The sequence below is a fragment of the Paenibacillus sp. FSL R5-0519 genome, from assembly GCF_037974275.1.
Lineage (GTDB): Bacteria > Bacillota > Bacilli > Paenibacillales > Paenibacillaceae > Paenibacillus.
Map to the genome: position 1 here is coordinate 5,481,811 of NZ_CP150234.1, position 22,042 is coordinate 5,503,852.

Here is a 22,042-nt window from a genome sequence, read left to right on the forward strand (position 1 = left end):
AAATCACTGCGTGGTTAGAACCATCTTCCGATCGCTGTTATCCCCGGATTTTTTTGAACCCCTTTACAAAGGGGAAATCCGGTGATAAAGGCGCACGCTACGCTTCTTCAGATCTGTTCTGCCCCCTCCGTTAACGTGTGAAATTTGAATTAAACTTATATAGCTCATACTTCATCAATTTTTTTGTAATCACATATTGATAATGATTATCAATATCATATAAAATCTATTTTATGGCAATTCGATCTTTGTTGTCAATAATAAACTTTTAAGGAAAAATAAGATTGATTTTGGGCTAGATTTATGCAGGTGTGGTTTTGTTACATCGAAGAACAGGTACAACAAGTGGCAAGCTCTGGATTGTATGAAACCAAGAGCTTGCCTTTTTCTGTGATCTGCTTTGCATGCAGGGAGTTGATGTAGAGGGTTGAAAAGAATAGCGATATCGCTTGAATCATCATTCGTCGAATCATTTATTGAAGCAATCAAGCCAACTGAGTGTAACGCTGCTCCCCATTCAGTTTCCTTCCCCTTCCATGCGGGATGCAGGTTGGTGTACCAAAGAGTGGATCAACCGCAATCTCACACTCCATCTGGAAGACCTTACGGACCATCTCCTGCGTAATGATGTCTTCGGGTTTACCTTCCGCGTAGATGGACTTGTTGTGAACAGCCACAATGTGATGCGCATACCGACATGCCAGATTCAGATCATGAAGTACCATGACAATCGTGCGTCCTTCCCGTTCATTCAACTCAAACAACAGATCGAGGATATCAATCTGATGAGTCATATCCAGATAGGTTGTAGGTTCATCCAGCAGCAGCGTTTCCGTACCCTGTGCGAGGGTCATTGCAATCCAGGCACGCTGACGTTGTCCACCGGACAGGGCATCTACAGGCCGATCCGCAAGTTCAGTCAGATGCGTGGACTCCAGTGCCAGCTTGACCATGCGCTCATCCTCTCGTGACCACTGCTTCAACCATGACTGATGCGGATAACGTCCTTGCTTCACCAGTTGGTTCACCGTCAGCCCTTCCGGGGCAGTTGGACCCTGTGGCAGGATGGACATGCGTCTTGAAATCTCCTTGGTCGGCAGCTTCGCAATCTCTTCACCATCCAGCAGCACGGAACCGGAGCTGGATTTCAGCAACCGGGCCATCGTACGCAGCAACGTAGATTTACCACAACCGTTGCTGCCAATCAGGACGGTGATCTGTCCCTTGGGAATGGTCAGGTTCAAATTTTCAATAATGGGATCTGCTCCATAGGAGATCGTAAGCTCCTTGGCTTCCAGAATACTCACAGCCCTCTCCTCCTCAAAACTGATTTCGATTCTTGAACAACAAATACAGGAAAAATGGTGCGCCTACGCCTGCGGTAAATACCCCTGCGGGAACGTCAAGCGGTAGAAAGGCCGTACGAGCTATGAGATCTGCTGCAAATACGAGCAGAGCACCAACCAGTCCAGACACGATCAGCATACTGCCAAACATCCGACCGACCAGCTTCCGGGCAATATGTGGAGCAATCAGGCCAACAAAACCAATGGTTCCGGCCACAGCCACGGCGATTCCCGCAAGCAGTACACTGCATAATAGCAATGCAGAACGATACCACTGTACCGTTACCCCCAGTCCTGTCGCCAGATCATCTCCAAACTCCTGTGCATTCAGGCTGCGGGCGAGCCAGATCGCCAGCGGTACAACAATCACGATAACCGGCAGTATCGTTCGGACATCAGTCCACGATGCTCCGTACACACTTCCTGTCAGCCAAATATAGGCTTGACCTGCCGTGTAGAACGGACTCAGGATCAGCATAAAGGTCGTTCCAGCTCCGGTAATGGCCGACACTCCAATTCCGATTAACACCAAGCGGATCGGACTGACGCCCTTTTTCCAGGCAAGTACGTAGATGATCAATGCCGTCACAATTGCGCCAGCGATAGCGAACAACGGTAACAATTTAATGCTCACCGCTCCCCCCAGCAACGTAACAAAACCTACAGCCGCAACAGCTGCTCCGCCAGTGATACCGATGACATCCGGTGAGGCCAATGGATTACGGATAATACCTTGCAGGAGCGCACCTGACATACCGAGCGCTGCACCCACAAGCAGGGACAATAACACTCGTGGCAATCTCAGGGTCAGCACGACGAAGTCATGTTCCCCTTCGTTCAGACCCAATATCGTTCGAAGTACATCCAGCGGAGAAATAAAGTCACTGCCCACACTGGTACCGACTACTCCTGCAACTACAAACAAGAGCATACATACACTGATGACAACCAAGGATTTTCGTTCCATTTGCATCGATAAGGTGTCTTTTTTGTTGCGGAAAGTCAACATCTTCCTCATATCTTCGTCACCCCCTTGCGGGCTATGTACACGAAGAAGGGTCCGCCAATCAGTGCAGTCATGACACCGAGTGGAACTTCCTGTGGCATGATCACCAGTCTTGCAACAACATCCGCAAACAACAGCAGAATCGCTCCCCCTACAATTGAATAGGGAACAAGCCAGCGGTAATCATTGCCCACAAACGCACGCATGATATGCGGGACAACCAGACCGACAAGACCGATCGAACCGGCTACGGCAACCGAACCACCCGCCAGCAATACGGTAACAACGCCCATGAGCACCTTGACCAGAAGTACATTCTGTCCCATGCCTCTGGCGATATCGTCACCCGTTAGCAGTAGATTGATCGCTCTGCCCATAAACAGAGATACAATAGCTGCGGCTGTCATGTAGGGCAGTACAGGATATAACATATCCAATGTCCGCCCGCTAACTGAACCGGCAAGCCAGAAGAGTACATCCTGCAATCCGGTTCCATCCAGTACGAGAATCGCCTGTGTGAACGAGGCAAACAATGCCGAGATTGCCGTCCCCGCCAGTACAATTTTGATCGGAGTCAGGCCATCCCGACCAAGGGAACCCAAGGCATACACAATCGCCGCGGCAACCGCAGCTCCGGCAAAACCAAACCACATCATGGTGGTCAGCGAGGATACGGACAATACTACGATGGCAATGACAATAAAAAAGATTGCCCCTGCATTGATCCCGAAAACACTTGGTGATGCAAGCGGATTACGTGTCAATGCCTGCATCAGTGCACCTGCCACAGCCAAACTTGCACCAACGACAGCGGCAATAATGGTACGTGGCAAGCGCTCCGTGAGGAGCACCACATGTTCCACCGAGCTATCGTCATAGAATTGCACCGCATCCCATGCCATCTGCAATGTGATATGCGTGCGTCCCAGAATCATACTGGCTAGGCAAGCAAGTAGAAGTAATATGAATAAACCAGCCAATCCATAGATCTTGGCGCTTGCCTTTGTAAATAGGGGAAACATATTCTCACTCTTTCATCTGTAAAATGAAAAGGACCTGCCTGCCCATACACTTCGTTAACGAATGTCCTGGTGCACGGCAGGTCCTGCTCCTGTTAGTTAGTTCAGGTTGAACTGCTTATATAGATCGTCCAGCATCATGTTCGCCGATGTGTATCCACCTGCCATGTTCCAGGCCACTTCATCAACCTGAACCAGTTGGTTGTTCTTGACTGCATCAAGATTCTTCCACAGCGGACTGCTGGTCCAATCATCATAATTTTTCTGAATCGCATCGGTTTCGGTGCCTGAATTGAAGTTAAAGATCATGTCCGCATTCATATCGGGAATATTCTCTTTGGAAGTCAATTCAACTCCCCATGTGTCTGCATCATGTCCTTCGGGTCTGGTGAATCCAAGCTCTTTCAGAATTTTACCTGCATAACCCATGTAGAAAATACGAACCTGATCGGCTCTAAAGTTCGTGATGGTTGCTTCAATTGGCAGACGATCACCCATTTTCTCTTTGAAATCTGCTACACGGGCATCCCAATCTGACAACAGTTTATCCGATTGCTCAACCATATTCATCGCTTCCCCAGCCATCTTCACGGTTTCTTTCCAGTCAAACAGGGTCTCCGTTACTACCGTTGGTGCGATCTGCGACAATTGCTCATAGATCTCTTCATGTCTGATCTTCGTAGCAATAATCAAGTCAGGTTTCAACTTGTTAATCTCCTCCAGATTGGGCTGGGATTCCTGTCCTACTTGTGGAACTCCATCCAGATCGGCTCTCAGATATTCATAGACGGGCTGCTGAACCCATGATTCAACCACGCCTGTCGGTTTCACGCCCAGTGCAACGACTACATCATTCGCACCTTGGAACAGCGTCACGATCTTTTGCGGGGTTCCCTTTATTGTCGTTTCACCCATGGCATGCTTGATCACTCGGGTCTGATCTTCAGCCGCACTGGCAGTTGTATCACTTTCATTATTGCTGTCATTGCTGCTTGCAGCTTGGCTGGACGTATTCGTTGTCTCTGTACTTCCACCCGAAGCACAACCAGCAAGTAGCGAAATCATAAGAATAAGCGCTGCATAAATGTATAGCTTTTTTTTTACTTTATACATGTAACCTGTCTCCCCTTTTTCTTCTAAATGATATTGAATCTCATTATCAATTGTATTGTAATGGAGAAGAAACCATTATACAAGCATTTTATTTGGAAAACCTTCACACGATTTGTCGAACTTTATAACTTCTTAAAACAACAATAAATAGATACATATAAGCTAAACCTATATAATATATGTCGATACAATGCACTCACTCATATGCCATATATGTAATTTTTATCTCACCTGCTAAATATGAAAATCTTTCTTCTTACTTTTAGCTTCATCTAATACATGTCCTTTATGCTGGTGGATTATTATTCATTCATATGCATTCAACCAAGGATTTTACTGTAAAACAATTCCTGTAATTTCTTGTCGTACTATGTTAGATTATCCATTGGAATAAAATCACATCTACAGATAGGGGATATTGGCACGTGAAGAAATCATGGATACTATCAATCATTATGAGTTTTGTTTTGCTCGGCGGGGTGTTCGCACCTGCAGGGTCTTATGCCGCTGCTGCGGATGACTCAACCACTACATATTCGGAAGACGAATACTATGAAGAAGTTGACACGTCCGAACAAGAACCGATTCCTACGGTTGAAGAAGAAGATTTCCTGAACTACCTGGATCAGTTGGATCTCGCAGCAGTATATGAGGAGAAAGCTTTCAATGCACTGGGAGGCGGATTTTACATTACATCTTCCAATCGCAAGTCCGTGTTCCTGAAACTGACCAACACTGCGATTCCTAACTACACCAAATATGTATCCAAGCTGAAACTGATTAAACCGCAAACTGCAGAGTTGCAAAAAATCCATGCCAGCCTGATCAAAGGTAGCTATACGCAACTGGAAGGATTCCAACTCGCCAAAAAAGCGGTCTCCAAAACTACGGTAAACAGCGCTGTCCTGAAACAAGCCAATGCCAAAATTGCTGCCGGCAAGAAAAATATCGAGAAATATCAAAAAGAACTGTCTGCCTACGCCAATAGTCTTGGATATGATTTCTAAAAAACAATTTTGAAATTTAAGGAAAAAAAGTGTTTTCTTTTGCTGAGTTAGTTCGTATAATAGCACTATAATCAAAAGGCTATGCTGCCGAAAGGTACAACCTCGTGAACAATAGAGGTTGTGCCTTTTTTGCGTTTTATGGCCGCATTGATCTGAAATCTCATCATCTAACGAGGAGTGATTCACATGATTCTTGAAGCCATTTATCATCGTCCCAAACTCAATTGGTCCTATGCTTATGATCGCTCGACCATGCATTTGCGTCTTCGTTCCAAACGCGGTGATCTGGATGCGGTGATTGCCATTACCGGGGACAAATATGCCTGGGATCGAACGATCACACATATCCCCATGCGCATCTTTGCCCGGGATGAGATGTTCGATTATTGGGAAGCCGAGACCTCACCTCCCTATCGCAGATTACGCTATGGCTTCCAATTGATTCAGGGAGAGGAATCGGTCTGGATGACGGAGCGCGGATTCGAGAAGGCGCTGCCTGATCATCCACTTGAATTCTTTGATTTTCCATTTATGAATCCGGTCGACATTTTTGAACCGCCTGCCTGGGTGAAGGACGCCGTGTTTTATCAGATTTTCCCGGAACGTTATGCCAATGGCGATCCTTCCATCAGTCCCAACCATGCTGAACCCTGGGGAGGGGAACCCACACCTGTGAACTTCTTCGGCGGGGACCTGCAAGGTGTGCTTGATCATCTGGATCACATCAGCCAGTTGGGCATCAATGCCATCTATTTCTGTCCCCTGTTCGAGGCCACCACGAATCATAAATATAATACAGGCGATTATATGAAGGTCGATCCTCATTTTGGAACCAATGAACAGTTCAAGACCTTTGTGGATGCATGTCATCAGCGCGGCATACGAGTCGTTCTGGATGCGGTATTCAATCATTCCGGCAGAGAGTTCCCTCCTTTTGTCGATGTCATGAAGAATGGAGCCGCTTCCCCCTACGCAGACTGGTTCTATATCAAAGACTGGCCACCGCGTGTGGAGGATGGCATACCCACTTATGATACCTTTGCCTTTGAACCGCTTATGCCGAAGCTGAATACGGAACACCCAGAAGTCAAGGCATACCTGCTGGAGGTCGGACGGTTCTGGATTGAGGAGATGGACATTGACGGATGGAGGCTTGATGTAGCCAACGAGGTGGATCATCAGTTCTGGCGCGAATTCCGTCAGACGGTAAAAGCCATCAAACCTGATGCCTATCTGCTCGGTGAGATCTGGCATGATTCGCTCATGTGGCTTCAGGGGGACCAGTTCGATGCCGTGATGAACTATCCGTTTACCAATTCGGTATTGGACTATACCGTGAACGGAAAGCTCGACGGTCTCGGATTTGCCAATGAGATCGGCAAACTGCTTGCAGCCTATTCACAAACGGTTACTGAAGCTGCCTTCAATCTGCTCGGAAGTCATGATACACCCAGACTGCTGACCTTGTGTGATGGAGATGAGCGCAAGATGAAACTTGCCGTTACGTTGCTGCTTACGTATCCAGGTGTACCATGTATCTATTATGGAGACGAAGTGGGTCTTGACGGGGGATATGATCCGGGCTGCCGCAAGTGTATGGAGTGGGATGAGACCAAGCAGAACCGCGAACTTTTGGAATTCTTCACCCAGAGCATCGCCCTTCGCAAACAGCACCCGGCACTGCGTAGCACGGAACTGAAGATTGTATATGCACAGGCCGGAGACCCTTGTCTTGCCATCGAAAGATCGGATTCGCATACGGGTGAGCGCATGCTTCTTGTGCTGAATGCGGGAGATGAGCCATGTACTCTTGAACTGCCTTTGGCAGATCGTAACGTTTGGCGAAATCTGTATACATTAAACGAAGTGGAATCCCGGCAAAACAAACTGACCCTCGATCTGGAAGCTTACGGCTTCTCTTTACTGCAAATGGAGGTCAAACAACCTGCGGAAGCTTGATATAAATACAGCTAACAAGGCGATATAACTCCAGAAGAGGCTGTCCTCTAGGTCATATTGACGACCAGGGACAGCCTCTTCTGTATCTTATACGTCATATTCTAACGAACCCAGCACACGTTATTCGCTTCATTATACGCGGGCTAAATGCCTAACGAATCAGAGAAACATGATTTCGTTCAGGATATCGACATCATCGGTTTACGGATTTTCTTCATTCTCGAACTTACGAGTTCTCCCTGTGTAATTACGATTTTCTGCGGAATCTTGTATGAAGGCAGCTTATCCCGGCAATATTCCCAGATGGACCGCCGCAGATCGGTTAGAGTACATTCTGTAGCCAGCCGGATAGTCACCTTCACTCTCTGGCCCGTGATACCACTCGGTTCTCCCGAAACTACCGCCGCTTCAATACATTCCATCTCTTCCAGCACACCCTCAACCTCCGCAGGATATACCTTCCGTCCCCCTATGTTAATAATCTCCGAACGGCGGCCCAAAATTCGAATGTACCCCTGCTCCAATACGGCTTCATCTCCGGTACGCAGCCATCCATCCTCCGTAAAAGGTGATGGTGCATTCAGATATCCGATCATCGCTGTTGCTGTACGAATCTGCAATTCTCCTTCCACCACCCGGTACTTGACCTCTTCATCTTGAATGGAGAACAGCAGAGAACCTGGTTCTTTGGAGCGGGTCGGCAGAATACCAAGTTCAGACATACCGTAGGCCTGTATCGTCCTGATCTGTGGAAATCTCCGGTTCCAGGCTGCCAGTACGGACTCAGGCATCACTTCCGATCCGTATGATACTACCTCGAGACTGGACAGGTCATACCCTTCATCGTTTCTGCCCAACAGCAACAGATTCATGAATGTTGGGGAGACGGGCAGCGCCTGCACACGAAACTTCTCAATCGTCCGGCACACTTCTTCGGGAGATCGATCCGCAATGATACACAGACATCCCCCACTGGACAGGGATTGCAGCAGGGTATTCACACCGCCGATATGATCAAACATCATGAATGGAATCGTTCGCAAGGGCCGAACCTGCCGGCGAAAACGATGTAACAGCCGGTCTGCACGATGCACAGTCGCTTTACTCACTCCAGTTGATCCAGATGAAAAGAGTACCAGGCCTCCTACACCCTCCTGTGCCAGCGTAGATAACAACTCAGGAACCTCTCCAGAAATTTCACACGTTTGCCGAATGCACAGCTTGCCTTCTTCAACGCCCAATCGCCATTTCACCTGTGCCAGTTCGATGTATTCCTGTCGTTTGGCTTCAACCAGGTACCGATCCATGGGGAGCACGATACACCCTTGGCCGAGCAAAGCAACCAATGCTGCCGCTGCATATGGGGAATAGTCTTCCTCCAGCGTTACAAGTTGCCCAGCCAGTCCTTCTGCTGCAATCCATTCACCCATGACACCAACCTGTTCCAGCAGCCACTGATAGCTGTACTCCTGATCCTTCCAGATCAGTGCAGGATGCTGTCCCTGTTCCTCGAATCGTTCAAGCAAGAATTGATTTAACATTTTGCTTCCTCCTCACCGGCAGGCGAATATTGTTGTGCGAGATAATCAACAAGTGAGCCTACCGTCTGATAGGGACTTTCCGGCATGGAAGCAGCAGCTATCTCCGTCAGAGCAGCTCCCATTCCCGTACCCCAACGATCCCTGCTCCACCACAGCAAGCAATGACACGAGTTCCAGCGAATTCAGTTGCCCATTTCGTCCGTATAGCGGAGCGTTACCGCCCTCACCAAGCGGAATCGATGTATTATGGTATGCATTTAACTCCCGGCAACTATCCAGCACGATACGAAGCAAAGCCTCCCTGTGTTCTTGTCCAACCCTTGGCACGATCTGACGTTGAAAGCAATCTGCCTGAGGCATGGACTGTCGAAGCGACTCATACCAGTGCCATTCATCCGTGACCAACATTTTAATGACACCTGTAAGCTGTACTTTCCAGTGCTCGCGGTTCTTCATCCGGCTGACCTGCAGCATATTGTATGCCTTCTCCCACCGTACAATGATGTCGCTGAATTTTCTTGCATATTGATCGAGTGGTGAACCTAGCCATAAGGCAGACTCCTGAAGAAGATCTCGAAGAAAATACCGACTCCATCGCATATCGAACAGCAGACCCGAAATTAACATTTCATTGGATTGATCCCCTTCTTTCGTTCCATGCAACGTATCCAGGAGCTGCAGAGACACCGCATGTCCAAAATAATAATTCCGCTCTCCTTGTGTAATCGTCCGGCCTGTCAGAAATTCTTCAATCTGCGTTGTTAACGCTTGGGTCAACATGTCTCGGTACCCGGCAGAGTCAAGCTGCACAGTTGCCCGAATGTCCATGGTGCCAAACGTTCGGAGTTTCTCTTTGCGCTTCGCCTGAGCAAGCTCGGGTATGCATTGGTTCCCTTTCCAGAAATCATGAAAGGCTCTTTGAGCAACCTTCCCCTTGTACTTGGAGGGCACTGGATCATAGACGTGAACATGCTCATCTTCCAGACCATACACGGCAATCCAATGATCTACCAGATGCAATCGGGAGCCTTGCTTCACGTGTTTGCGGATGTATTCGGGATTCTGATAATCCTCACAATAAGGCAGATGATAACTGGTTCCTGTAGCCAAAAAAAGTCCACCATCGCCGATATGCTGCCTAATCTGCGCCTTGCCTTCCTCGAAGCTGTCCAGCTCTCGCTGACCATACATCTCCCAGATCGGCTCTACATAATCCAGTTTGTGAAAATAAGGCTTCACCAGTCCGTTATCCCCGCACGATGGAAGGCTGTACAGCCGGCTTGCCGCCAGCAGTGCAAGACTTGTGATGGATCCTTGCTGATGGAGCACTTCATGAATCAGAGGAAAATTGCAGGGATAATAATAGGGAATGTCCAGCACTGGAGCGAATGAAGGAATGATCATTTTTGGCCTCCTGTTCCCGTTTTGGCTGACGTACTGCCCCAGGATTGGATTAGATAATGCACAGACATATCATCTGTCGCTCGAAATACCCGATTGACAACAGGTTTGCCATCCACATCGGTCTCGAAGCGGCGGAAACCGCGAGTAAACCGGAAGGAGAATCCACTATCACGTGGAATACGGTAACAACCTTCATATCGACCTATACCGGAACGAACAAGCTTCATGCCCATCCCACCATAGATCGTTTGCGTCCCTTCCTCTGAGGCTACCTCTGCATGAATGCAGACCTCCACATGAGTGGACAATTCAGGAACCACCGTATAGATGCGTGTAGCAGACAGTCCCCCCATAGTCAGCGTGATGGATGCACTTCCAATGCCGACAGGCACCAGTTCTCCATTCGAACGAACCTGGATTACATCCGGGTCACTTGAAGTATAATTTCCATGCAGCAGACTCCGAACCCATCCGCTCTCGTAGTGCATTAGTGCATTGATAGACACGGTCATTCCACCCTGTAGTCCGATGACATCCCTGCCAAGCAGTTGAAGCGAGGTGGGTTTACCAACGTGGCCGAACATGTATAGTAACGGGAGATGAACGCGTGCTCCCCAGTCACCTTCCTGATGACAGGCACCCGGCTGTTCCAGAAATGCCAATTCCTCATCCGATCTGACTCCGCGTTCAAGTAATTGATGAGCTACCCTTCTGACCTGGGAAGGCAGAAACAGACCTTCCGTGTCTCCAATATCCATCCACATCCGAACGTCGGGTACCTCTTCTGGCAAGCGATACATGTTTTCTTCCAACAGCCCGCTTTCCGATGTTTCGTCCAGCTGCACATCCACATAGAATGGCGACATCATGATCAGTTTTCCGAAAACATCCGAATTTCGCATCCCCATGTGCAATGTACAAAGTGCAGCAGCAGATGAACCCAACAGCCCGGTATTCTCCTTGTCCGGCAACGTCCGGTACCGTTGATCAATGATCGGCTTGAGTTCATGAATGATAAAATGCTCATAGGCGATGCCTGAGCACCCCACACTCACGGCCTCTCTCTCCGGAGCGATGAAGTGATAGAATTCGTTGTGCGTGACTGGACGGACATGCGTAATGCCGACAATAATCAGTGATTCAATCTGCCCGGAAGAAATAAGACCGTCTGCTGCCTGATCGATATTCCATGTTTCATTGCCTGGCCCGGATGGACCAAAAGCCCGCTGCCCTGCATGAACATACAGAACCGGATAATGCCGAGCTGTATGCTCATGATAACCGGGCGGGAGATACACATAAATGTTGCGGATATTGCCCAGCCGTGATGCCTGAATGCCTTCCAAACATTCGATGACAGAATGGGTACTCAACGATCATCAACCGCCTCTCTTCTCCCGATTCGACTGCATAATACAAATAACCCCGCCTCAGAAGAGACGGGGTTGTCCCAAAACACACGTGCGTGTCCCGGGATACATAGCCCTTATATTGTGAATCTGCGAATAGTTTAATGCGCGAACGTGCTTTTGTAAACATAAAAATAGAAAATAAATGCTTCCAAAAAAGTTATTGACATAAGATCCAATATTTCTTACGATAACGTTGTGATCATAACTCGAGGGCCATGCTTTTAAACCAGAGCGGTTTAGGACAACCCCGGTAACTCCCGAAGGAGATGCCGGGGTTGTTGGCGTGTCAAAAGGAGGGAAGTCTTCAATCCACTGCGTATCATTCCGTTGTATTGAAAGCGCTATTATTCAAGAGCCAGGTTGGTTGTTTATCTAAACTACTACATTCACGAGAAGGGTGGATTACTATGTTTCAAATGGCCAAACGCGTACTCCTCAGCACTACACTGACACTCAGTTTACTTGCAGGAGGCGCACTTCCCTATCTGCCTGCTTCCGCGATCTATGCCGATGCGGATACCGCAGTTACCAACAAGCAGAACTTCAGTACAGACGTCATCTATCAGATCTTTACGGACCGCTTCCTGGACGGCAATCCTTCCAACAATCCCACCGGAGCTGCCTACGATGCCACATGCAGCAACCTGAAGTTGTATTGCGGAGGCGACTGGCAGGGACTGATCAACAAAATAAACGATAACTATTTCAGCGATCTGGGCGTTACAGCATTGTGGATATCCCAGCCGGTTGAGAATATCTTCGCCACGATCAACTATGGCGGCGTAATCAACACAGCATATCATGGCTACTGGGCACGTGATTTCAAGAAGACCAATCCGTATTTCGGAACGATGGCTGACTTTCAGAATCTGATTACGACCGCTCATGCCAAAGGCATCAAAATCGTCATTGACTTTGCACCGAACCATACATCTCCTGCCATGGAAACCGATACGTCTTTTGCGGAGAATGGCAAGTTGTACGATAATGGTAATCTGGTTGGCGGATACACCAATGATACGAATGGCTATTTCCATCACAACGGCGGCTCCGATTTTTCCTCCCTGGAGAATGGTATCTACAAAAACCTCTATGACCTGGCTGACCTGAATCACAATAACAGTACCATTGACCAATATTTCAAAGATGCAATCAAGCTATGGCTTGATATGGGCGTAGACGGTATTCGTGTTGATGCGGTGAAACATATGCCCCTCGGCTGGCAAAAGAGCTGGATGTCCTCCATCTATGCACATAAACCTGTATTCACCTTCGGTGAATGGTTCCTGGGATCTGCTGCATCCGATGCGGATAACACGGAATTTGCCAATGAATCCGGGATGAGTCTGCTTGATTTCCGCTTTAACTCTGCCGTACGTAACGTCTTCCGGGATAATACATCCAACATGTATGCCCTCGATTCGATGATTACAGGCACAGCGGCAGATTATAATCAGGTGAATGATCAAGTTACGTTTATCGACAACCATGATATGGATCGCTTCAAAACAAGTGCCGTCAATAACCGTCGTCTGGAACAGGCGCTGGCCTTCACGCTGACTTCACGCGGCGTACCTGCCATCTATTATGGTACCGAACAGTATCTGACAGGTAACGGGGACCCTGACAATCGGGCCAAAATGCCTTCTTTCTCCAAAACAACAACGGCCTTCAACGTCATCAGCAAGCTAGCCCCTCTTCGCAAATCCAATCCGGCTATTGCCTACGGCTCCACGCAGCAACGCTGGATCAATAATGATGTGTATATCTATGAGCGCAAATTCGGCAAAAGTGTAGCTGTTGTTGCCGTGAACCGTAATCTCTCCACATCAGCGAGCATTGCGAACCTAAGCACTTCGCTGCCAACAGGCAACTACACCGATGTACTGGACGGCGCACTGAACGGTAATAACATCACTTCCACCAATGGCACCGTCTCTTCATTCACCCTGGCTGCCGGAGCAACCGCGGTATGGCAATATACAACGAGCGAAACAACACCAACCATCGGACATGTGGGTCCTGTCATGGGCAAACCGGGTAATGTTGTTACGATTAGTGGACGTGGATTCGGTTCCACCAAAGGCACCGTATACTTCGGTACATCAGCCGTTACCGGTGCGGCCATTACATCCTGGGAAGATACGCAAATCAAAGTAACCATTCCAGCTGTTTCAGCAGGCAATTATGCTGTAAAAGTAGCTGCGAATGGCGTCAACAGTAATGCGTATAACAACTTCACCATCCTTACGGGTGATCAGGTCACGGTACGATTCGTCATTAACAATGCTTCCACCACACTGGGTCAGAACATCTACCTGACGGGTAACGTGGCAGAACTCGGCAACTGGAGTACGGGCACAACAGCTATTGGGCCTGCATTCAATCAGGTTATCCACGCCTACCCAACTTGGTACTATGATGTGAGCGTGCCCGCTGGAAAACAACTGGAGTTCAAATTCTTCAAGAAAAATGGGGCAACCATTACGTGGGAAGGTGGTTCCAACCACACGTTCACCACACCAGCCAGCGGTACAGCGACTGTAAATGTAAACTGGCAATAGAATATTCAGTCCACAAGGTAACCCGGAGTTACGCTAACGCAGCGTATGCTCCGGGTTTTGCTGTAACTTTATTGATAGGTTCGGATCGACTTCAAGGTTGTAACGGCCAGAATACCTGTCGCCAGTAGCAGTATGCCCACGCCTTGCAGCACAGAAGCTGCCCCCCACTGATCTGCCAATACGGAAACAACAGTCAATCCCAGAATAGGCGCTGTACTGGTGATTGTTCCAACGACACCATAGACCCTTCCTTGCAGCTCGTCCGGTACGGCTGTCCTCAGCATAATCTGGGTGAGCATCGTACAGCAGGCGAACATCGCACCTCCGGCCACGATTAACGGCAGTGCCATGATTGACGAGGATACATTCGCCAAAAGAATATAGAGTGGGCCTAAAACAATCAGACCGATAAATACCCATCTCCCTCTTCGCTTCAATCGTTTCCCCGAAGCAATCAGCAGTGCAGAGCCCATCATATATCCAAGTGGAATACAGGTCTCAATTAATCCAAACTGTACCGGATTCGCCTCCCATACCTTAACTGCCATCACTTGAACCAGCATCATGGCTGACATGAAAAACAAGATTAGCACCGGATTAAGCAATACAATGGATCGAATCAGACGATTCCGATAGATGTAGCCAAACGAATTGCGCCATTCCTGAACAAACGTGGTCTGCTGACTAACGGATCGCTGTACTTCAGGAAAGCGGCCCGCCATCAGCACACAGACTGCAGACAACAGAAAGGTTGCCCCTGTAATTAATATGGCGACGAATCCTCCAAATGCAGCCACAGCAACGCCCGCCGCGGCCAGACCGCTGATTCGGGCAAGATTATCCACCATATGAATGGTTCCGGTTGCTTGTTGAATATGCTCCCTGCCTACCATACTTGCCACAGAGGCGTGGAATGCAGGTGCCTGAAACAGACTTGAAAACATGGAGAGTGAGAGCAACAGCAGTACCACCGGGAATGGCGCATGCCAACCAAATAAGCTAATCGCAATCAGCACAGCCATTACGCCGCGGAATACATCCGAGGCCAGCATCAGCTTCCTGCGATCCAATCGGTCTGCAACCGTACCCGCCACCGATCCAAATAAAAAACTGACGGCCATATTGCAGATTTGCACGGCCGCCATACTCTTCGCACTCCCTGTGGTCTGTAACACCCACAGACTGATCGCAATCCCGTTGAAGCAATCTCCAAAGACCGAGATGCCGTAGCCGTACAATATCCTCCGAAAGGTAACATTATGCCATAGCGTTTGCGGAGTTTTGGTATTATGCAATACAGCTTGTCCATCCTGGTACCCCACAATCTCCGGCTCACTGGACGAGTTCATACCCATGAATCACGTTCCTCCCTAATCAAGATTCGAGCCCATATAGAACCAGGCACTTCCGCAGTTCTGTCAGTCGACAAAGACATGACATTACGGAAGTGCCTAGTTGGGATATGCCGCAGTTATCGCGGCTAACTATGTTGTTATGGCACAGGGACTAACCTTTGGAAGCTCCTGCCGTCAGCCCTTGAACAAGGAATCGCTGGAGGAATACAAACAGCAGGGTAATTGGAATGGCAATCAGTACCGCACCCGCAGCAAACATCGTAAAGTTACTGTCCTGATACCGGTTGACCAGATCCCACATCCCCACCGCCAGCGTCCAGTTTTCCTTCGTCCGCAGCACCAGCCGGGCGAAGATAAAGTCCATCCACGCACCGGTAAAACTGGTTAGTGCCACATAGGTCAGCATCGGCTTGGATAAGGGCAGGATGATGCTGGTAAATACCCGCAGGTGACTGGCACCATCCATGCGAGCAGCTTCGTCCAGACTGCGAGGAATCGTATCAAAGAAACCTTTGACGATAAATCCACCCAGTACTGCTCCGGATGAATAGACCAGAATGAGCGCAGCGTGGGTGTCGAGCAATTTAACTTGCAGCAAAATGATATAGATCGCAATCATGCTCATAAAGCTTGGGAACATGCCAAGAATCAGCATGGTGGAGAGAATAGTTTTACGTCCACGGAAGCGGAAGCGGGACAGTGCGTACATCCCGAGTGTCACCATCAACGTGGAGAAGATCATCGTGAAAAAGGCGATTTTTAGCGTATTCATATACCATCTTCCATACATAAAGGACGGATTATTAAATAACTCGCCGTAATGAGTCAGCGTGAATGCTTCGGGCCACAACCGTTCACTGAACAATGCCGCACCCGGTCTTAGGGAAGAGAGAAAGATCCAGAGTACCGGGTAGATGGAGACAATAGCGATAATCACCAATAACACATAACTCAGAGCCAGTCGCAGCGGATTATTACGTGTCTTCATTGAATCATGTCCTCCTCCTTGAATGATTTGGAGCGGCGGAAGTTCCAGATGGAGAATGAAGCGATGATAAGGAAGATAATAATCCCTACCGCTGAAGCCATATTGAACTTGTTATTGTCGAGCGTGAGCTTGTAGAGCCAGGTTACCAACAGGTCTGTCGCCCCCGCGTACTGATAATCTCCGCGTAGCGGATTTCCGTTCGTCAGCAGGAAGATGACATTGAAGTTGTTGAAGTTTCCGGCGAACTGCATGATGAGTACCGGAGTTGTAGCAAAAAGAATGAATGGCATCGTAATAATTCGGAATTTCTGAAATGCGGATGCTCCATCCACTTCAGCAGCCTCGTAGAGATCACGAGGGATGGCCGTCAATACACCCAGAATGAGCACCATACTGACGGGAATACCGATCCACATGTTGACAACAATGACGGTGACTTTCGCCCAGAACGGATCTGTCAGCCAGGGCAACCCCTCCAGCCCAAATGCACGCATGTACGTATTGATTGGTCCAAACTGGCCATTAAACAGATTACGCATGAGCAGCAAAGAAATGATCTGCGGGATCGCATAAGGCAGGATAAAAATCGTGCGCCATAGCTTCTTGAAGCGTATGCCCCGCTGTTCTATCAACAGTGCCACAAGCACACCGCCAAAATAAGTGGTGACTGTCGCCAGAATGGCCCAGATGACCGTCCAGGTCAGTACGCCATAGAAGGTCTGACTCCAGGATTTCAACTGAATCAGATCACTGAACGTCTTGAAGCCAACCCAGTCCACGAGTTTGGCTGGCGGAATATGATCCGGGGCCGAGTAGTTGGTAAATGCAATCGTGATCGTAAACAGAATCGGCATAACGGTGAAAAACAGAATGCCCAGTGCCGGAATGGACAGAAACAGGTAGGGAAAGTTTTTGTCCATCATGTTTCGAAGCGAAGCCCCTGCCCCCAGGGTTTTCTTCCCTTCTTCCCTGGCGACTCCCGTGACGTATGCATCCCGAATATTCAGGATGTAGATCAGAATAAACACAAAAAACACCAGTAGTACGATAATGCCATCCAACAGTAAAAAGATGGAATGGTCTCCCCTTTGAAGTACGGTGGACCCATTCACTTTGACAAAACGCTGTGTATTTTCCCCCAGTGTCCATATGCCCCATACAGCCTGTGACAGACGAGGAAGCAGGTACGCAAGCCCTGCTCCCTCCAGTAACAATAGACAAATTCCCTTAATCCACTGTCGATTGTACAGCTGTCCAAGACCTTGCAGTATGATGGAACATATAGCCGCTGTCATCCGGTGTTGTCTTTCCCTGTTCGGTCCAACGGGCACCGGGACATGCTGTTGCTGCATTTGCTCTCTCCTCCCCACCTCTTGCTAACGTGTATACATTGAACAAAGTGTACTTACACTGTACCTCTCCGTTTTTGTGTAAATATTAAGTTCAATCTATACAATTCTTAGCATATCTTCTGATTCGTCGTTCGTCCCTATTGGACGGTAGCAAGGCTTTCCTGGATCTGTTTCACGGCATTGTCCAGCGATGCCTTCACGTCCTTATCGGTATCCCATATATCCGTAATCGCAGACGTGATCGGTCCCCATACGCTGTCCATGGCAGGAAGGGAAGGCATTGGTGTCGAGTTGTTGAACTGTTCCAAGAACGCCTTATTGATTGGGTCCTCCTGCACCTTCGAATCAGCAGCCACGTTTTTGTTCGCAGGGAGTGTACCGTTTAGATCAAAGTTCTCCATCTGAGCCTCTTCATTGGAAAGGAACGCTGCCAGAAGCTTCGATGCATTCGGGTATTGTGTAAATGCATTTACATAATAGGCTTTGACACCTGAGAAGGAGGTCATCGGACTGCCATCAATTGCCGGAAGCGGAGCAACGCCAAAATCAATACCGGCATTGCGATAATCGGCAATGGTCCACGGACCGTTAATATCCATAGCCAGCTTGCCGCTGGAGAATAATCCTTTTTTGATATCATAGTTCACGTCACCCATCTTGAGCGGCAGTACTTCCGACTTCAGCTTCTGCAAGAACTGTCCACCCTTCAAGGCTCCTTCGTTATTCAGACCGAGATCCGCGCTATCCATCCCGTTGTCCCCAAAAATATAACCGCCCTGTGAAGCCAGGAATGCATAGTTATAGTAAAATTGCTGCAATTCCCACATCAGCGCATATTGATTGGATTTCACGTTATTGAACGTCTTGGCGAAGCTGATAATCTCATCAAAGTTTTTCGGAGCTTCTGGATACAATGCTTTGTTGTAAAAGAGAGCATACGTCTCCACGCTGTACGGATAGCCGTACAGGATATCCTTGAACGTTACGGCCTTCAGTGCGTTGTCGCTGGTGTTCTCTGCGGTCTCTGCTTCAAATATGTCATTGGGCAGAATAAGTCCCGCCTCTGAAGCGCTACCAATCTTATCATGTGGGAAAACGACAACATCTGCCGCGAGACCCGCCGGGCCATCCGTCGTTAGTTTGGTGACCTGATCGGTTGGAGGTAGCTCCTCCATTTTGACCGTTACCCCGTACTTCTCTTCGAATTTTTTGGCTCTTTGCTCAATAAAACTGCTTTGATTTTTGTCCTCCCAGATCACCAGGGTTGCCCCTTCTTCCGGTTGAAGATTCTCGGCTGTCAGCTCTACCACTTCCTCCGGATTTTCACCTGACGTAGTTGGAGATGGACTTCCACCTCCAGCTCCGCATGCAGCCAGTGTGAAAGCCATCATGACGGACAATGTTGCCCCTTGCCATTTTCTCATGTAAAATGTCCCCTTCCCTCTGCTTGGTCCAACAATGTTCGCGCTTTTCACCCTTTTGTCTGCGTATGTTGTCAGGTTTTGCATTCCATGTTCACTTTTGTACAAACGTTTGCTCAAATGGAAGACAAGATAACTCCTTCGTTCAATATGTAGGGGGAAATAAGTCAAGAAGTATATAAATCCATAGATGTAAGCGCTACAATAACAATCACATCATACAACACCTAACTTTCTTTGCACAAACGTTTGCACAAGCCGTATTTGCTCAATTTTAACCAATTTACCTCTTTTACCTACAGTAATTTCCTATTTCCTTGTTCAGACTCTTTCTTCCTTTATTTTACTTCCTGTGCAACTCATATGTGGCAGTTAGCAATTGATTTATCGTATCCTTTGGATTACCATAGGAGAATATTTATACGATTGTTCAGAAGGGATTTTTTACATGATTACGATAAAGGATATTGCCAAATTGGCGGGTGTTTCCCCTTCTACAGTGTCACGAGTGATTTCCAACCATCCCAGAATCAGCACCAAGACGTCTCTCAAAGTGAAGCAAATCATGAAAGAATTGAACTACCATCCCAACATCATGGCGAAGAGCCTGGTTTCCAAGACGACCCATACCCTTGGCATTATGCTTCCGCGTCCTGCTGAAGAGTTGTTTCAAAATTACTTTTTCGGGGAACTGCTGCGGGGTATTATTACACACGCCACCCGTATGAATTATGAATTGCTGCTAACCACTGAAACTTCATCAGACAATGAACTGCACGCGATCTCCCGTCTTGTTCATGGTCGCAGAGTGGATGGCATTCTGTTGCTTGGGTCCAAACGAGACGATCCCATCATTTCATTTTTGGAAGCGGAAAAGTTTCCTTTTGTGTTAATCGGTCGCAGCGAAGCTCATCCCAATGCCCCCATGGTGGATAACGATAATGTACAGACTGCTTATGATGCGACACATCATCTGATCGCCCAAGGGCATACGCGAATTGGATTTGTCAGCGGCCCGCCGGACATTACGTTATCGCATGATCGCATGCTAGGATACCAAAAAGCGCTTGCCCAAGCCGGGCTGGATGCCGATAGTGACTGGATTGTGGAAGGTGAATTTCTACAGGAAAGTGGGTTCAGGGCGATGTCGCTGTTCATGTCCTTGCCGAACAGACCCACCGCAATCGTTGTCATTGATGACAATGTAGCCTTTGGGGTATTGAGAGCTCTTGCCGAGCTTCATTATCTGGTGCCTGAGGATATCAGCGTGGTCAGTTTTAACAATATTGCTTTATCGGAGCTGGCTTCACCACCCTTAAGCTCTATAGACATTGGAACCTATCAGCTGGGCTATACAGCCGTTCAGGTCTTGTTGAAAATTCTAAGCGGGGAACCACAGCCTCATAATCCGGTCATTATTCCCCATCGTCTGATCGTGCGTGAATCCTCACTCTTTTCCAAACCAAAGCCACCGTCAAACTGATTCATTTCGAGCATTCGTGTAGAAATGCAAACGTTTGTCCTATACGGGATATGGCGCTGTGATCCACCGTTCTCGGAGTAACACAAAAAAAGAAGCCGCATATGGTTATGCGGCTTCCTGACTGTTCGCACTATTTCGGTACTCCAAGCTCGACTGCGCTTGAATGGATTAATAGGAACTCCAACCTGCATCAGCTGTAACGACGGTTCCGTTCACGAAGCTGGACTCGTCCGACCCAAGAAACAAGGCCACCTTGGCGATCTCTTCACTCGTCCCGATGCGTGGGTTGATTGCCATACCCAGCTGTTGCCGTCCTGCACCGTATGGGCTAATGCCAGTCATGGATGCGCTGATGTTGGTTGCCACGGCACCTGGGGCGATCGCATTACAACGAATGCCTTGCTCAGCATACATATACCCTGTATTTTTGGTGAAGCCCACGACCGCATGTTTGGAAGCCGTATAGGCTGCTCCTGCACGTCCGCCGTGCAATCCACCTGCCGAAGCAATGTTCACGATGACGCCTTTTTGTTTTTCCAGGAAGATTGGCAATACCTTACGCGTTGTCCGCATCACACTGGTTGTGTTCACAGCGAACAATCTCTCCCACTTCTCATCCGTTATATCCGCTGCAGGCTCCATGCCATCCATAATGCCCGCATTGTTAATCAGAATATCTACTGTACCGTAAGTGCTCACCGTTGTATCAATCAGATTCTGCACATCTTCTTCTTTGGCTACATTGGCCAGAACCACAATCGCTTCCCCTCCCTGTGCCTTAATATCATTCACAACCGCCTGTGCGGATTCCTCGTTAATATCCGATACGACTACTTTTGCACCCTCTTGGGCGTATAACGTCGCGATCGCTTTCCCCATACCTGAACCAGCACCTGTGACAACTGCCACTTTATCTTGAAGTTTCATTCCATGTATCCTCCTTTGTGTATTCGTTTACAATAAGTTAACAAACAAATGTTCATTAACTCTTATCCTTAGTATAATAAGTCATAGCAATTCACTTCAATCAGTAAAAGCTTGTCCAGTTGTACGTTAAACAACACTATTAAGC

General features: G+C 48.2%; 16 protein-coding genes. 4 read left to right on the forward strand and 12 right to left on the reverse strand.

Translation table 11 applies throughout. From position 1 onward, the window contains the following. Window positions 1–485: 485 nt before the first annotated feature. From MKY73_RS24700 to MKY73_RS24715, 4 genes are all read right to left on the reverse strand, one after another. Window positions 486–1,307 carry an ABC transporter ATP-binding protein gene (locus tag MKY73_RS24700; RefSeq protein ID WP_339303856.1) on the reverse strand — a complete coding sequence of 274 codons (822 nt, stop codon included), beginning with the start codon at window positions 1,305–1,307 and terminating at the stop codon, window positions 486–488. Between the two features lie 13 nt (window positions 1,308–1,320). Further along, window positions 1,321–2,364, reverse strand: coding sequence for an iron ABC transporter permease (locus tag MKY73_RS24705; protein ID WP_339303857.1), 1,044 nt, complete (start codon window positions 2,362–2,364; stop codon window positions 1,321–1,323). After that, window positions 2,361–3,374, reverse strand: coding sequence for an iron ABC transporter permease (locus MKY73_RS24710; protein WP_339303858.1), 1,014 nt, complete (start codon window positions 3,372–3,374; stop codon window positions 2,361–2,363). The genes MKY73_RS24705 and MKY73_RS24710 overlap by 4 nt, the downstream gene beginning before the upstream one ends. A gap of 96 nt (window positions 3,375–3,470) precedes the next feature. Beyond that, on the reverse strand, window positions 3,471–4,484 hold the full coding sequence (locus MKY73_RS24715; RefSeq protein WP_339303859.1) for an iron-siderophore ABC transporter substrate-binding protein: 1,014 nt from the start codon (window positions 4,482–4,484) through the stop codon (window positions 3,471–3,473). A 425-nt stretch (window positions 4,485–4,909) separates the two neighbouring features. Between MKY73_RS24715 and MKY73_RS24720 the strand changes: the two genes are divergently transcribed. Continuing rightward, window positions 4,910–5,491, forward strand: a complete 582-nt coding sequence (locus MKY73_RS24720) for a hypothetical protein (protein ID WP_339303860.1) — start codon at window positions 4,910–4,912, stop codon at window positions 5,489–5,491. A gap of 186 nt (window positions 5,492–5,677) precedes the next feature. Continuing rightward, the gene (locus tag MKY73_RS24725) at window positions 5,678–7,450 is read left to right on the forward strand and encodes an alpha-glycosidase (RefSeq protein WP_339303861.1); all 1,773 of its coding nucleotides are present in this window, start codon (window positions 5,678–5,680) and stop codon (window positions 7,448–7,450) included. Between the two features lie 179 nt (window positions 7,451–7,629). Here MKY73_RS24725 and MKY73_RS24730 read toward each other — a convergent pair whose 3' ends face one another. Genes MKY73_RS24730 through MKY73_RS24740 form a run of 3 tightly spaced genes read right to left on the reverse strand, consistent with a single transcriptional unit; the run spans window position 7,630 to window position 11,768 of the window. Then, the gene (locus MKY73_RS24730; RefSeq protein WP_339303862.1) at window positions 7,630–8,991 is read right to left on the reverse strand and encodes a fatty acid--CoA ligase family protein; all 1,362 of its coding nucleotides are present in this window, start codon (window positions 8,989–8,991) and stop codon (window positions 7,630–7,632) included. A gap of 45 nt (window positions 8,992–9,036) precedes the next feature. Further along, window positions 9,037–10,395, reverse strand: coding sequence for a hypothetical protein (locus MKY73_RS24735; protein WP_339303863.1), 1,359 nt, complete (start codon window positions 10,393–10,395; stop codon window positions 9,037–9,039). Then, entirely contained in the window at window positions 10,392–11,768 is a 1,377-nt protein-coding gene (locus MKY73_RS24740) for an alpha/beta hydrolase-fold protein (protein ID WP_339303864.1), read from the reverse strand. The genes MKY73_RS24735 and MKY73_RS24740 overlap by 4 nt, the downstream gene beginning before the upstream one ends. Window positions 11,769–12,214: 446 nt before the next feature. On the opposite strand from MKY73_RS24740, the gene MKY73_RS24745 reads away from it, so the two are divergent. Beyond that, a complete protein-coding gene (locus MKY73_RS24745; protein WP_339303865.1) occupies window positions 12,215–14,371 on the forward strand; it encodes an alpha-amylase family glycosyl hydrolase in 2,157 nt (718 codons plus the stop codon). A gap of 68 nt (window positions 14,372–14,439) precedes the next feature. Here the strand turns inward: MKY73_RS24745 and MKY73_RS24750 are convergent, their stop codons facing one another. The 4 genes from MKY73_RS24750 to MKY73_RS24765 form a co-directional block, all read right to left on the reverse strand. Then, window positions 14,440–15,726, reverse strand: coding sequence for an MFS transporter (locus MKY73_RS24750; protein WP_339303866.1), 1,287 nt, complete (start codon window positions 15,724–15,726; stop codon window positions 14,440–14,442). A gap of 151 nt (window positions 15,727–15,877) precedes the next feature. Next, entirely contained in the window at window positions 15,878–16,714 is an 837-nt protein-coding gene (locus MKY73_RS24755) for a sugar ABC transporter permease (protein ID WP_091015889.1), read from the reverse strand. After that, entirely contained in the window at window positions 16,711–18,066 is a 1,356-nt protein-coding gene (locus MKY73_RS24760) for an ABC transporter permease subunit (protein WP_339239848.1), read from the reverse strand. Before MKY73_RS24760 ends, MKY73_RS24755 begins: the two co-directional genes overlap by 4 nt. Before the next feature lie 137 nt (window positions 18,067–18,203). Continuing rightward, window positions 18,204–19,490 (reverse strand): maltose ABC transporter substrate-binding protein, encoded by a 1,287-nt coding sequence (locus tag MKY73_RS24765; protein ID WP_339303867.1) that lies wholly within the window; start codon window positions 19,488–19,490, stop codon window positions 18,204–18,206. A 445-nt stretch (window positions 19,491–19,935) separates the two neighbouring features. Between MKY73_RS24765 and MKY73_RS24770 the strand changes: the two genes are divergently transcribed. After that, window positions 19,936–20,970: a LacI family DNA-binding transcriptional regulator gene (locus tag MKY73_RS24770; protein WP_192132664.1), complete on the forward strand. Its 1,035-nt coding sequence runs from the start codon at window positions 19,936–19,938 to the stop codon at window positions 20,968–20,970. Window positions 20,971–21,138: 168 nt separating this feature from the next. On the opposite strand, the gene MKY73_RS24775 is transcribed toward MKY73_RS24770, so the two are convergent. Then, window positions 21,139–21,897: an SDR family oxidoreductase gene (locus tag MKY73_RS24775; RefSeq protein ID WP_278296680.1), complete on the reverse strand. Its 759-nt coding sequence runs from the start codon at window positions 21,895–21,897 to the stop codon at window positions 21,139–21,141. Window positions 21,898–22,042: the final 145 nt, after the last annotated feature.

Bases quoted from the DNA above. Each gene is read 5' to 3' on its own strand.
- MKY73_RS24770 (WP_192132664.1), top strand. From the start codon at position 19,936: ATGATTACGATAAAGGATATTGCCAAATTGGCGGGTGTTTCCCCTTCT.
- MKY73_RS24730 (WP_339303862.1), bottom strand. From the start codon at position 8,991: ATGTTAAATCAATTCTTGCTTGAACGATTCGAGGAACAGGGACAGCAT.
- MKY73_RS24745 (WP_339303865.1), top strand. From the start codon at position 12,215: ATGTTTCAAATGGCCAAACGCGTACTCCTCAGCACTACACTGACACTC.
- MKY73_RS24705 (WP_339303857.1), bottom strand. From the start codon at position 2,364: ATGAGGAAGATGTTGACTTTCCGCAACAAAAAAGACACCTTATCGATG.
- MKY73_RS24765 (WP_339303867.1), bottom strand. From the start codon at position 19,490: ATGAGAAAATGGCAAGGGGCAACATTGTCCGTCATGATGGCTTTCACA.
- MKY73_RS24735 (WP_339303863.1), bottom strand. From the start codon at position 10,395: ATGATCATTCCTTCATTCGCTCCAGTGCTGGACATTCCCTATTATTAT.
- MKY73_RS24715 (WP_339303859.1), bottom strand. From the start codon at position 4,484: ATGTATAAAGTAAAAAAAAAGCTATACATTTATGCAGCGCTTATTCTT.
- MKY73_RS24755 (WP_091015889.1), bottom strand. From the start codon at position 16,714: ATGAAGACACGTAATAATCCGCTGCGACTGGCTCTGAGTTATGTGTTA.
- MKY73_RS24760 (WP_339239848.1), bottom strand. From the start codon at position 18,066: ATGCAGCAACAGCATGTCCCGGTGCCCGTTGGACCGAACAGGGAAAGA.
- MKY73_RS24710 (WP_339303858.1), bottom strand. From the start codon at position 3,374: ATGTTTCCCCTATTTACAAAGGCAAGCGCCAAGATCTATGGATTGGCT.
- MKY73_RS24725 (WP_339303861.1), top strand. From the start codon at position 5,678: ATGATTCTTGAAGCCATTTATCATCGTCCCAAACTCAATTGGTCCTAT.
- MKY73_RS24750 (WP_339303866.1), bottom strand. From the start codon at position 15,726: ATGGGTATGAACTCGTCCAGTGAGCCGGAGATTGTGGGGTACCAGGAT.
- MKY73_RS24775 (WP_278296680.1), bottom strand. From the start codon at position 21,897: ATGAAACTTCAAGATAAAGTGGCAGTTGTCACAGGTGCTGGTTCAGGT.